Source organism: Roseibium suaedae, from assembly GCF_900142725.1.
GTDB lineage: Bacteria > Pseudomonadota > Alphaproteobacteria > Rhizobiales > Stappiaceae > Roseibium > Roseibium suaedae.
On the sequence record NZ_FRBW01000002.1, the window covers coordinates 1,335,282 to 1,347,655 of the forward strand.

A 12,374-nucleotide genomic window follows, 5' to 3' on the forward strand; every position below is an offset into this window, starting at 1 on the left:
CAGCAGATTGCGGCAAGCGAAGCTTTCCTTGCAAGACCCGGCTCATAAGACATTCGCAGGGGAAGGGTCTTTACGTAGCCCCCATCGCGTGGTTGAGTGCGGGTCCTTTCCGCCACCTATCCGGTGCGAGTTTCATGCATCCCATTGCCGATCCCTTGTTCTATGCAGCCGCGATCCCAGCGGTGCTGCTTGCAGGCCTGTCCAAAGGCGGCTTCGGCGGTTCCTTCGCCATGCTGGCCGTGCCCCTGATGGCACTGGTGATCTCACCGGTTCAGGCGGCGGGCATCATGCTGCCCATTCTTGTGGTGATGGATATCGTCGGCCTGCTTGCCTACAAGGGACATGCGGACAAGCGCAGCCTGATAATCCTGCTGCCTGCCGCCATCGCCGGAATTGGCGTGGGCTGGGCCACCGCAGCCTTTGTGAACGAAGCCTTCGTCCGGCTGCTTGTCGGCTGCCTGTCCCTGCTCTTTGTCGGCGACTATCTCGTCAAGCGCCACCGCACGATTGCCGCCAGCGAACACAATGTGACCAAGGGCACGTTCTGGGGGCTGATTGCCGGTTTCACCAGCTTTGTCAGCCATACAGGCGGCCCTCCGTTCCAGCTCTATATGGTCCCGCTCCGGCTCGCGCCGACGCTTTTCGCAGGCACTGCCGTGATCTTCTTCAGCGTCGTCAATGCGGTGAAACTGGTGCCCTATTTCCTGCTCGGCCAGTTTGACGCAACGAACCTGGAAACCTCTTTGGTGCTTTTGCCTCTGGCTCCGATCGCGACGATTGCCGGGGTGAAGCTGGTCAAGGTGGTGAAGCAGGAGGCCTTCTACGGCATCATCTACACGGTCATGCTTATCGTGGGTTTCAAGCTGATCTGGGATGGCGCAAACGCCATCCTGTGAGGATGGGCGGCCGGGGTCGAGACGATCCCACGCCTGCATCTCTTCACCGGCATTTCTGATCGATACCTAGCCTAATGACGCGTTGCAGAAAGATCCGATTGCGGGTTTCATGGCGCCGTTCACGAACGGGAGGAAACGGACATGGGCATCACCAGCGAAGGCCCCAATCCATTCACAATCGGCCTTGAGAAAACGGCCGCAAATTATGCGCCCCTCAGCCCCTTGAGCTTTCTGGCAAGGGCCGCAGATGTCTTCCCGGACCATATCGCCATCGTGCACGGCCGCCAGCGCACCAGCTACCGCGAGTTCTATGCCCGCAGCCGCCAGCTTGCCTCGGCCCTGTCCCGGCTTGGTATCGGCAAGAACGACACCGTGACGGTCATGCTGTCGAATGTGCCACCCATGCTCGAGGCCCATTACGGTGTGCCCATGACCGGCGCTGTGTTGCATTCCCTCAACACCCGCCTTGATGCCGCTGTCATTGCCTTCCAGCTCGACCATGCCGAAACCAAGGTTCTGATCACCGACCGCGAGTTCTCGCCGGTGATGAAGGAAGCTCTTGGCTTGGCCAAGGTCGCGCCTGTAGTCATCGACTATTCGGATCCCGAATATCCGCAGGATGGAGCCCGTCTCGGGGCAACCGACTATGAGGATTTCGTCCAGAGCGGCGATGCAGGCTTCGACTGGGCACTGCCCGCCGATGAATGGGATGCCATCGCTCTCAACTACACCTCCGGCACGACCGGAAATCCCAAGGGCGTCGTCTATCATCACCGCGGCGCCTATCTGCTGGCCCAGGCCAACATCCTGACAGCCTCCATGGCCAAGCACCCGGTCTATCTGTGGACCCTGCCGATGTTCCACTGCAACGGCTGGTGCTTCCCCTGGTCGATCTCGGTGGTCGCCGGAACCCATGTCTGCCTGAGATGGGTCCGCCCCAAGGCCATGTGGGACCTGATCGCCGATGAAGGCGTCACCCATCTGTGCGGCGCCCCGATCATCATGTCTACCCTGCTCAACACGGCCCCTCAGGACAAACGCGAGCTCGACCGGTCCGTCGAGTTCTTCACTGCGGCAGCGCCCCCGCCGGAAAGCGTTCTGGCTGCCATGAAGGGCGCTGGCTTCAATGTCACGCACCTTTACGGGCTGACCGAGGTCTATGGTCCCGCCGTCGTCAACGAGTGGAAACAGGAATGGGATGCACTCCCGCTCGCAGATCAGGCTGCCAAGAAGGCCAGGCAGGGCGTGCGCTACGTGGCGCTTGAAGGCCTGACCGTCCTTGATCCCCAGACGATGGACCCGGTGCCGGCGGATGGTGTGACCATGGGCGAAGTCATGTTCCGCGGCAACGTTGTGATGAAGGGCTACCTGAAAAACGAGGAAGCCACCGCCGAGGCCTTCGCCGGCGGCTGGTTCCATTCCGGTGACCTGGGCGTCCTGCACCCTGACGGCTATGTCCAGCTCAAGGACCGGTCCAAGGACATCATCATATCAGGCGGTGAGAACATCTCGTCCATCGAGGTGGAGGAAGTGCTCTACAAGCATCCGGAAGTCCAGGCGGCTGCCGTTGTCGCCCGGCCGGACGAGAAATGGGGCGAAACACCCTGCGCTTTCGTGGAACTGAAGGCCGGGTCGAACCTTGATCAAACCACGCTCATGGCCTTCTGCCGCGAGCATCTTGCGAGCTTCAAGACGCCAAAGACCATCGTCTTTTGCGAGCTGCCCAAGACCTCTACCGGAAAAATCCAGAAATTCGCCCTCAGGGATCAGGCGAAAGCGCTCTGAGACAGGGGCGATTGCCCGGCGGAATCTGGAAGCCCCCACAAACGAAAACGCCGTGCCCTCCCGGACACGGCGTTTATCAGGGGCGGGCTGGGAGGGCATTTGCCCTCGCACCTGCCGGAAGTTTCTTCAATCAGTGAAGAGTGGTTTCGGTCTGTAGCCGCTTGATTTCGTCTTTGAGCATGAGCTTGCGGCGTTTCATTTCTGCCAGTTCCAGGGAGTCCGTACTCGGATGGAGTAACGCGTCTTCGATCTTGCGTTCCAAGGCCGCATGGCGGCGTTCGAGTTCTGCGAGATGCGACTGCATTGACATGGATGTCCTCCTGTCTGTTGGCTCAAACAGGGTGATGTTGCCACCCAAAAAACGGCTTGTCGATTGCTGAAATGAGCAGGGGCGGATTTATTTGCTGCCTCACATAAAAAGCAAAAAATACCCTTATAAAAGCCTAAAAACCTTCCTACATATTCGCTGTAATCTACCCTTCTCACCGTTCGGCATCAGCCGTTTACGGAACCAATTCTCTCAAGCTTTTGCCGGAGAGGATTTGCGTCTGAACCGGGTCTGTGTCATCCCTTTATTCCATCAGTGCAAATTGGCCTGCAGCATGAATTAGGCACCATGACTGCAAGTTCCGTTTTTGCTATGAACAGCCAGCAGGCAATGCGGTTTCGGGAACAGTTTATGGCACCTACGGATGATACGCCCCTGAGGATGGAACTGGCCCAGTTGCGGCAGGAACACCGTGATCTTGACGCCGCCGTTCAGGCCCTGAGCTCTTCAGGCAGCGCGGATGCCCTGCAATTGCAGCGCCTCAAGAAGAAGAAGCTGCTGATCAAGGACCGGATCAGCGCGCTTGAAGATCAGCTCCACCCGGACATCATCGCCTGAGACCGCCGTTCCGCAACGTCTCACAAGCCCCTTGCAAGGCATCGGTGCATGCATATACTCCGCGCCTTTCTGAAGGCCTGTGGAAACCGGGGGGATAAATCGTGGCAAAAGCCGACGTCGCAATCATCATGGGAAGCCAGTCCGATTGGCCGACGATGAAGCATGCTGCCGATGTGCTGGATGAACTGGGCATTGCCTATGACGCCCGCATCGTCTCCGCTCACCGCACCCCGGACCGGATGTATGACTTTGCCAAGTCCGCGAAGTCCGAAGGTTTCAAGGTGATCATCGCTGGCGCAGGCGGTGCCGCGCACCTTCCTGGCATGGTCGCAGCCCTCACCACCTTGCCGGTTTTCGGCGTGCCGGTTGAAAGCCGGGCCCTTTCCGGTCAAGATAGCCTTCTTTCCATCGTTCAGATGCCGGGTGGCATTCCGGTCGGAACACTTGCGATCGGCAAGGCGGGCGCAACCAACGCGGCCCTGCTTGCCGCTGCCGTTCTGGCCTTGATGAATCCTGATATCGACAAGGCCCTTGAAGCCTTCCGCGCCGGCCGCACTGCAGCCGTTACAGAACGCCCGGTCAACGATCCGGCCTGAACGCACACATAACGCTGACTTGGAGCAAGAACACCGTGGCCATGACCGACGACGCCCGCCTGCAACCCGGAGACACGGTTGGCATTCTGGGAGGCGGACAGCTTGGCCGCATGCTCGCTCTTGCCGCCGCCAGCCTTGGCCTGAAGACCCACATTTTCTGCCCGGATCCGGACAGCCCCGCCTTCGACGTCTCTTGCGCCTATACGGTTGCCCCCTATGACGACGTCTCGGCCCTGGATGCCTTTGCGTCCTCCTGTGCGGTTGTCACTTACGAATTCGAGAACGTTCCGGGCGCAACGGCCATGCATCTGGCTTCCCGCCTGCCCGTCCGCCCCGGCGTGCGTGCTCTTGAAGTTTCCCAGGACCGGTTCCATGAAAAGGAATTCCTGCGGGCCAGCGGCGTTGCACTTGCTGACTACGCCACCATCGACAGCGATGAGGATCTTGCGGCGGCCCTGACCCTGTTCGGCGGCACCGGCGTCCTGAAGACCCGCCGCTTTGGATATGACGGCAAGGGTCAGGTCATGATCCGCACCGCATCCAACGCGCGCGGTGCCTATGACAAGATCGGCCGCGTGCCGGCGGTGCTGGAACGTCTGATTCCGTTCGACCGGGAAGTCTCCGTGATCGTTGCCCGCGGCATCGATGGCGTGTGCAGCGCCTATGACATTGCCGAGAACCACCACGAGCATCACATCCTGAAGACCTCGACCGTGCCCGCGAATGTCTCCGCCGAGACAGCTGCAAAGGCGCGGGACATGGCGATCCGGATTGCTTCTTCTCTGGAATATGTTGGCGTCATGGGCGTTGAAATGTTCCTGAGCGGAACCGGTGATGCCGAGACCCTCCTGGTCAACGAAATTGCGCCGCGGGTCCACAATTCCGGCCATTGGACGGATGACGCTTGCCTGACATCCCAGTTCGAGCAGCACATCCGGGCTGTTGCTGGCTGGACGCTTGGATCGGCTGACCGTCATTCCGACGTGGTGATGGAAAATCTCATTGGCGACGATTGCCACAGCTGGCCGCAGATCCTGACGGAGGCCAACGCCCGCCTGCATCTTTATGGCAAGGCAGAGGCCCGCGCTGGCCGCAAGATGGGCCACGTCAACCGGATCACGCCCCGCACCGCCTGATCGAGCGCGCTCGACGACAGCCAAACACGACAAGACCTCGCCCTCTCCTCATCTGCCAATTCGGCGATCGGGGAGAGGGCGGGGCCTTGCTGCTTTCAATACAGAGCTGCGTCTTTATCTCTCGGCAGGTGCCGCCTTGATCAGGCCCAGTTCTTCACGGCGGTAGAACCGGACGAGGGTCAAGGCGCCGACGGTGGCCAGACCGCCAGCAAGGCCGCTCCAGACCCCTGCCCCGCCCCAGCCCGCGCCAAAGCCAAGGCCCAGCGACAATCCGATGCCGATGATCCAGTAGCCCCCGAGCGCATAGATCAGCGGCAGCGTGGTATCGCCCAGACCGCGCAGAATATTTGTGCCGATTGCCTGTGCCCCGTCAGCAATCTGGAAGATTGCCGCAACCGCGAGGAACGTCACAGCCAGGCTGAGAACTTCCTGGGACTGGGGATTGGAGAAATCCAGATAGAAGGAAATCAGCGTCTCCGGAATCACCCAGAAGGTGATGGCGCAGAGGAGCATGAAGAGTTCCGCGACGGCCAGAGCCGACCACCCGGCCCGGCCGACCCCGCCAAGATCCTGACGACCCGCCGCCAACCCGACACGGGTCAAGGCCGCCTGACTGATCCCCAGTGGCACCATGAAGGTGATGGACGCAATCTGCAGCGCGATCCCGTGGGCTGCCAGCGGCAGGGTTCCGAGCCAGCCGATCAGGATGGAGGATGCCGTGAACAGGCCGCCCTCCGCCACGATCGTCACCGCAATCGGCAAGCCCAGTTTCAGGATCTGGACAAGCACCTGCCAGTCCGGCCGCCACAACCGGCCAAACAACGAATAGCGCCGCAGGTGAGAATGCCTGATTGTGTAGACGAAAAGAAACAGCAGGGTCGCCATCGAGCTTCCGACAGACGCAATCCCCGCGCCGACCAGTTCCAGCTTCGGGAAGCCGAACTCGCCGAAGATCAGAAGATAATCGAAAACCGCATTGGCCAGCGCTCCCGTGATCGTCGCAAACAGCACGACCTGAGACTTTTCCATCACCGTCAGGAAAGCCCGCAAGGCAAACATCACCAGCCCGGGCACGATGGTCCACTTCAGCCAGTCCATGTACCCGCCGGCAAGCTCGGCGAGTGCCGGATCCTGCCCGAGGAAGACCAGAACCTCCTCGGCAAAATGCAGGACCACCAGGGCCGGAACGCAATAGAGAAACGCCACCCACAGGCCCATGCGGACGACACGGCGCAATTGGCGCAGGTCACGCCGACCACGGGCCTGGGCAGCAAGGGGAATCACAGCCTGGATGATTCCCATGCCGAAGAACCACATCAGCATGTACAGATTGAAGGCAAGAACGGACGCCGCCAGCTTTTCCGCGCCCAGACGGCCAATCATCAGCACATCGGTCGCGTTGATGGCGATCTGCGCGAGCTGCGCCCCGGCCAACGGTAATCCAAGCGACAGCGTCGGCCTGATGTCACTGCGCCAGACCCGTGCGGTCCGCTCGGCAAATGTCTCGGAAACGGCCGGAACTGGCACGGGAAAATCCTTCATGAAAAGGGAGGGACATCTGATGGGTAACCAGACCTATTTCCACTCGGTAGGTGTGTCCAGACATGTTTTGCTACCCTGACTCACTTTCCCTTGTGCAGCCGCACCAGCCCAGGCACTCACAAGATGCGGAAATCCGGGCGTTTCATTGTGGACAAGGAGCGGGCCTTCTGGTAAGACCCCCGCCAAAGTGAGCGACGCATCAGCGGCGGCATGATCTGATGATCTCTTCTCTCCGGAGTTTTCCGCGGAAGAATGCAGAGAAAAGCCAGACGGTTTTGAGGCGCGGTTCATTTCCATTCAGGCAGAGATACGGTCGCGCTTGCCGCGGTCCGTCACAGAACAGGATTAAGACGCGTGCAGGTTCTGGTTCGCGACAACAACGTCGATCAGGCGCTCAAGGCGCTCAAGAAAAAATTGCAGCGTGAAGGCGTGTTCCGCGAAATGAAGCTTCGCGGCCACTTCGAAAAGCCGTCTGTCAAGAAGGCTCGCGAGAAGGCTGAAGCCGTCCGCCGCGCACGCAAGCTCGCTCGCAAGCGCGCACAGCGTGAAGGCCTCGTGCTGGGCCGCTCTGGCCGCCGCTAATCCGCGAGCGCCGAGCTCTTCTCCCTTTGGAGACGCATAAACGCCGGCCGTAACCACGGTCGGCTTTTTGTGTTTTAAGGTATCTGAATCCGGATGCTGAACAGGCCGGTCAATGGCTGACCTCTCCGTCAGGTTGGTCTATTCTGGACGAGACACCGAAAGAACATCAGGCAGGCTAATGCATCAGAACCGTACGCGTATCCTCGACAAGTGGCTTTCATCCGCACGTAGAATCGCTCCCGCGATTCTCGGACTGGCGTTCCTGACCGCCTGTCAGTCCTCCAACTATGAAGACACCCCGTTCGACAGCGCCGTCGGTTCGGCAGCCAACATCTCCTCCCTGACGGCCGTTGTGGAGGCCAATCCCCGGGATGCCTCTGCCTACAACACGCGCGGCATTGCCTATGGCCAGGCCGGCAAGCTCGATCTTGCCATCCAGGATTTCGGCACGGCCCTTCAGCTTGATCCCAATTCCTATCAGGCCTACGCCAACCGTGCTCTTGTCCGCCGCCGCCAGAACAACATTCAGGCCGCAATCCAGGACTACAGCCGCGCGCTGAACCTCAAGTCCAACTACGACATTGCTCTGGTTGGCCGGGGCAATGCCTATCGCGAACTGGGCCAGTTTCCTCAGGCCCTGCAGGACTTCAATGCGGCGATTGCCGAGAACAGCGGTGACGCCAGAGCCTTCTTCAACAGAGGCCTGATCTATCAGGCGCAGGGCCAGCACCAGCTGGCGATCGAAGACTTCTCCATCGCCATCGGCCTGAACCCGAATGCAAACGAGCCTTACACCGCTCGCGGCATTTCCTATCTGGCAGTCAATGATCCGAATGCTGCGCTCGACGATCTGACGGTCGCGATCAACCTGGACAAGAACTCGTCTGTTGCCTGGGCAAACCGTGGCGTTGCGCTTGAAATGAACAACAAGACCAATGACGCCCGGCGCAATTACAGCAAGGCCTTGACCCTGGACCGTTCGAACGATCTGGCGCGTGAAGGGCTTTCCCGCATCGACCGCGGCAAGCGTTAATCTCTCACGCCAAGGGCAAGGCTCAGAACGGGCATTCCGCAACAAACGTCAGGCGTTCGCCGCCTGACGGATGGTGGATGGTCAGGTCATGGGCGTGCAGCTGAAGGCGCGGCGAGGCCGCCAAGGCCTCCCCTTCCGCATAAAGCGGATCCCCGATGATCGGATGACCAAGACTGAGCATGTGCACACGGAGCTGATGCGAGCGCCCGGTGACCGGCTTCAGACGCATCAGGGTCGTCTTTTCTTCCCGCGCAATCACTTCCCAGTTGGTCAGCGCCCGGCGGCCGGTTTCATGGCAGATCATCTGCTTGGGACGATTCGGCCAGTCAACCACCAGCGGCAGATCAACTTCGCCCTCATCCTCGGCAACGTGGCCCCAGACACGGGCGATGTAGGTCTTGTCCGTGTGGCGCCGCTCGAACTGAAGACCGAGATGCCGGTGGGCTTCTGCCGTCTGCGCGAGCACCATCACGCCTGAGGTATCGAGATCCAGCCGGTGCACGATGCGCGCGCCCTTGAAGAGCTGCGGCGCGCGGGTCGCCAGCGCATCTTCGCGCCCTTCTCCCCGTCCGGTGACGCTCAGCAGGCCGCAAGGCTTGACCACGACAAGAATGTCCTTGTCGGCGTGCAGAACCTGCAAGGGGCCTTCCGGTGGCATGTAGGTGAAGGGAATGGGGCCGTTGTCTTCCATGGCCATGCGTATCGCCTGCTCAAGTCTCAAATGCAACGCGCAAAAACAAAGGCTCCAGACGCGGCAATCGCATCTGGAGCCTCATGGACCGTTTCAGAAAGCGCTGCGGTCAGGGCCGCGCGCTCAATCCGATCAAACAGTCAGGATGGCCAGAAGGCCGCTGAGCACGAAAACCGCGCTCGGAGCAATCCAGCCCTTTTCGCCAAGGGCGAGACCGACTGCCGTTGCAATGAGGTTTGCAATCAGCATGAGCCAGCCGAAGACCGTCGCAGCCGTACCGCCGAAAGCGAACAGGATCAGGCAGAGAACGATGTTGAGGACAGCAACGGTGCCGACCTTCGAGAAATTGATGAAACCTTCGTAGGTCTGCTCATGGGCGTTGTAGTCCATTGCAGATGCGGTATCGTTGGACATGCTATCCCCCGGTTCGAAACAAACTTCAGCCACGGTCTTTACAATAAACCGGTGACGTTCGGCAATCATTGCGAGGGCAATTCTCTCCGCTCTGGCCGTGAAAAATGCCGCAAAGCCGTTTCGGCACGTTCTAAGCTGCCTGCAAACCCGCGACCTGTAACGCTTCCTTCTGGCGCATGGCCACGGCTTGCGCAGAGAACCCTTCGATCTGCTCGTTGAAAAGACGGAAGAAATTCAGCTCGGCCTGCAAATGCAGGAACACGCCTCCAAGACCAATGGCCGCCCTGTCCATGAAGACAAATTCCTGGGGTACGGTCACTGGCCCAAGCTCCTTCAGGGCCTTGTGCACAGTGAAAGCTTCCCGGCGGCCATAGTCGGATGGCTTCACCCCATCTGCGATCGTCCGTGTCCGGTCATCCAGCAACGGCCCGTAAATGAACCGCGCCCAGATGTTGAGAACATCAATCAGCTCTCGTGTCAGCCCCTTGAACCCCCAGGTCTCATAGGCATGGACCACCCGCTCGCCATCGCCTTCCAGAAGTCCGCGGTAAAGATCGACCACGCCTGCAACGAAGCTTTCCGGGAAGATCCGGATACAGCCATAGTCGAGAAGGTTGATCCCGGCCGGCCGGCCCTCCTCTTCAAAGACGGTGTAATTGCCCAGATGCGGATCGCCGTGAATGACGCCGATGTGGCTGAAAGGATGCCACCAGGCATGGAACATGGCGCTGGCAATCCGGTTCCGGTCCGCCTGATCATGGCCCTTGTAGGACAGGAGTGGCGCGCCCTCGAGCCAGGTCATCGTCAAAAGGCGGCCGGTTGAAAGCGCCTCCACCACCTGCGGCACCCGCACCTGAGGCGAGGGCTCCAGAAACCGCCGGTAGAGCGCCATATGGGCAGCTTCCCGCTTGTAATCCAGCTCCTCCCGGACCCTTGCACTGATCTCCTTGCCGATCTCGCGCGTGTCCAGCGCGCTTTGCATCCGGCGATGAAGGGACAGCAGGATCTGAAGCTGCTGCAAGTCCGCTTCAACCGCAGAAGCCATGTCCGGATATTGCAGCTTGCAGGCAAGAGACGTGCCTTCCAGACTGGCGGCTCGGTGAACCTGCCCCAGAGAGGCCGCCGCAGACGGATCCTTGTCGAAGGCGCCGAACCGTCCTTGCCAATCCGCGCCAAGCTCGGCCCGCATCCGCCGTTTCACGAAGGCCCAACCCATCGGCGGCGCGTTGGACTGAAGTTTGGAGAGCTCCTCGGCATATTCCGGGGGCAGAACATCTGGAATGGTCGACAGGAGCTGCGCCACTTTCATCAGGGGGCCTTTCAGCCCGCCAAGCGCTGCCGCCAGTTCACCGGCATTCTTGCCACTATCAAGCTCCAGCCCGAAGATCCTGGCACCGGCCATCTTGGCGGCGATACCGCCGACATTGGTGCCCACTCTCGCATAGCGTCCAACCCGGGCCGTCAGCCGGTTGCTTTCCCTGTCCTTGTCACGCGCCATGCATGGGGTCCCTGATCTCGCCGCCCTAAAGGTCGCAGCCGGAAGGCTGCCTGCAGCGGAATGTAGGGTGTTCGCCGCCCTGCCGCCAGCTAGGTGCTATACGCGGCCCAGGCCATGCCGGTTCTTCCCTTCCAACCCGTCAGGCTATCGCTTCTGATCCGGTCTCCGCCATTCGGGACAGGGCGCCTGCAAGAGCGTCCCGGAACGGCGTCAGCCCCTTGTAGCTGAGCTGATCGGCAGAAAGGCCCAGCAACTGCTCTCTGAGGCTGCCCGCAAGCGCAGCCCCTCTTGGATCACGCTGTAGCTGGAAAATCGGGTCATGATGGATCTTGATCGTGAAGAGGATGTCGCCGGAACCCGGCAACCGGCGCAGGGTCTGCCGCTCCACCCGGATGAAGAGCGCCCCGAGAGACGCAAGGCTGCCGTCAAGGATCTGTGGCGACAGGCTCTTGGGCTTGGGGTGATGCAGTTCCGGCGTGTCGTAGATCGACCAATTATAGCGAGCAAGTAGCTGACCTGTCTGAAGGTTCTGGAAGATCCGGGCAACCACTTGCCCCATCCGGCCCGCATTGAAGTCCGGCACGTGCTCATGGATGCCATGCATGGACTGACCGAACTTGTCTGCGAGAGACCAGGAAGAAGGAAAACACAGACAGGCGGCAGCCAGAAAATAGCCCGCTTCACTCTTGCGCATCAGCACCAGGTCTTCCTGGATGAACCGGGACGCAGTTACCAGTGCTGGCTCGTCCGGACTTCCTGCAAAAACCGTCTTTCCATCGCGATCACGCAGAACAGGACGTCCGCCGCTCCAGCCGGGATAGACATCAGGCCGGTTCCTGAGGTTTGCAAGAACCAGATCCAGCACTTCCCTCTGCGCTTCTCCGGTATCCTCCCTTGCCCGGAAAACCGTCTCCCTGGAGGACGCCAGAAGCTCCTGCTTGCGGGCCAACTGAGGCCAAAAAGCTTTATCCGTCTCAAGCCACTCCGTCTCCCCAACCGGCTCCAGACCGACGGAAAACGGCTGCTTCGAACCATCATAGGGAGTGTGAAGAAAAGCCATGACTGCTCCGCGCTGAAAACTCGAGGCTAATGCCTCCTGCCCCCCCGCCCTCAGAGCCAGCCTCAGAAATTTCTGGGACCAGAAAAGCCCCTGAAAAGGCAGGGTTTCTACGCACAGACGCCCTAAAAAGACACCCACGAGGACACCGGAGACTGCCTCAATTCTGGCCAAGTCTTTCCCCCATTGCGAGCCGAATTTTTCTTCACCAGTGGTCTGGTCTGACCAGCCTGATTGAAAGGGTCCTGTTTTGTCTGG

Annotated in this window: 13 protein-coding genes; 7 read left to right on the plus strand and 6 right to left on the minus strand. The window is 60.2% G+C overall.

Features of this window, described 5'->3' with window-relative positions; genetic code table 11:
• Nucleotides 1-134 precede the first annotated feature (134 nt).
• Both BUA94_RS13105 and BUA94_RS13110 read left to right on the plus strand, forming a co-directional pair.
• On the plus strand, nt 135-896 hold the full coding sequence (locus BUA94_RS13105; protein ID WP_073013612.1) for a sulfite exporter TauE/SafE family protein: 762 nt from the start codon (nt 135-137) through the stop codon (nt 894-896).
• A 141-nt stretch (nt 897-1,037) separates the two neighbouring features.
• A complete protein-coding gene (locus BUA94_RS13110) occupies nt 1,038-2,681 on the plus strand; it encodes an acyl-CoA synthetase (RefSeq protein ID WP_073013613.1) in 1,644 nt (547 codons plus the stop codon).
• 130 nt (nt 2,682-2,811) lie between these two features.
• Here the strand turns inward: BUA94_RS13110 and BUA94_RS13115 are convergent, their stop codons facing one another.
• The gene (locus BUA94_RS13115) at nt 2,812-2,991 is read right to left on the minus strand and encodes a YdcH family protein (protein ID WP_073013614.1); all 180 of its coding nucleotides are present in this window, start codon (nt 2,989-2,991) and stop codon (nt 2,812-2,814) included.
• A gap of 369 nt (nt 2,992-3,360) precedes the next feature.
• Here BUA94_RS13115 and BUA94_RS13120 point away from each other — a divergent pair, with 369 nt between their 5' ends.
• The 3 genes from BUA94_RS13120 to BUA94_RS13130 all read left to right on the plus strand — a co-directional run bounded on the left by BUA94_RS13120 (nt 3,361) and on the right by BUA94_RS13130 (nt 5,299).
• Nucleotides 3,361-3,567: a YdcH family protein gene (locus tag BUA94_RS13120; protein ID WP_073013885.1), complete on the plus strand. Its 207-nt coding sequence runs from the start codon at nt 3,361-3,363 to the stop codon at nt 3,565-3,567.
• A gap of 128 nt (nt 3,568-3,695) precedes the next feature.
• On the plus strand, nt 3,696-4,163 hold the full coding sequence (gene purE, locus BUA94_RS13125; protein WP_073013886.1) for a 5-(carboxyamino)imidazole ribonucleotide mutase: 468 nt from the start codon (nt 3,696-3,698) through the stop codon (nt 4,161-4,163).
• 41 nt (nt 4,164-4,204) lie between these two features.
• The gene (locus BUA94_RS13130) at nt 4,205-5,299 is read left to right on the plus strand and encodes a 5-(carboxyamino)imidazole ribonucleotide synthase (protein WP_073013615.1); all 1,095 of its coding nucleotides are present in this window, start codon (nt 4,205-4,207) and stop codon (nt 5,297-5,299) included.
• Between the two features lie 114 nt (nt 5,300-5,413).
• Here BUA94_RS13130 and BUA94_RS13135 read toward each other — a convergent pair whose 3' ends face one another.
• Nucleotides 5,414-6,826, minus strand: a complete 1,413-nt coding sequence (locus tag BUA94_RS13135) for an MATE family efflux transporter (RefSeq protein WP_208980062.1) — start codon at nt 6,824-6,826, stop codon at nt 5,414-5,416.
• Between the two features lie 369 nt (nt 6,827-7,195).
• Here BUA94_RS13135 and rpsU point away from each other — a divergent pair, with 369 nt between their 5' ends.
• A complete protein-coding gene (rpsU, locus tag BUA94_RS13140; protein WP_073013617.1) occupies nt 7,196-7,423 on the plus strand; it encodes a 30S ribosomal protein S21 in 228 nt (75 codons plus the stop codon).
• A 178-nt stretch (nt 7,424-7,601) separates the two neighbouring features.
• Complete coding sequence (locus BUA94_RS13145) at nt 7,602-8,456, plus strand: tetratricopeptide repeat protein (RefSeq protein ID WP_073013618.1); 855 nt, start codon at nt 7,602-7,604, stop codon at nt 8,454-8,456.
• 22 nt (nt 8,457-8,478) lie between these two features.
• Here BUA94_RS13145 and BUA94_RS13150 read toward each other — a convergent pair whose 3' ends face one another.
• From BUA94_RS13150 to BUA94_RS13165, 4 genes are all read right to left on the minus strand, one after another.
• Entirely contained in the window at nt 8,479-9,147 is a 669-nt protein-coding gene (locus BUA94_RS13150) for a pseudouridine synthase (protein WP_084082026.1), read from the minus strand.
• Nucleotides 9,148-9,279: 132 nt separating this feature from the next.
• Complete coding sequence (locus BUA94_RS13155; RefSeq protein WP_084082027.1) at nt 9,280-9,561, minus strand: aa3-type cytochrome c oxidase subunit IV; 282 nt, start codon at nt 9,559-9,561, stop codon at nt 9,280-9,282.
• A 130-nt stretch (nt 9,562-9,691) separates the two neighbouring features.
• Entirely contained in the window at nt 9,692-11,059 is a 1,368-nt protein-coding gene (locus BUA94_RS13160) for an ABC1 kinase family protein (RefSeq protein ID WP_073013619.1), read from the minus strand.
• A 139-nt stretch (nt 11,060-11,198) separates the two neighbouring features.
• Entirely contained in the window at nt 11,199-12,119 is a 921-nt protein-coding gene (locus BUA94_RS13165; protein ID WP_073013620.1) for a heme-dependent oxidative N-demethylase family protein, read from the minus strand.
• Nucleotides 12,120-12,374 lie beyond the last annotated feature (255 nt).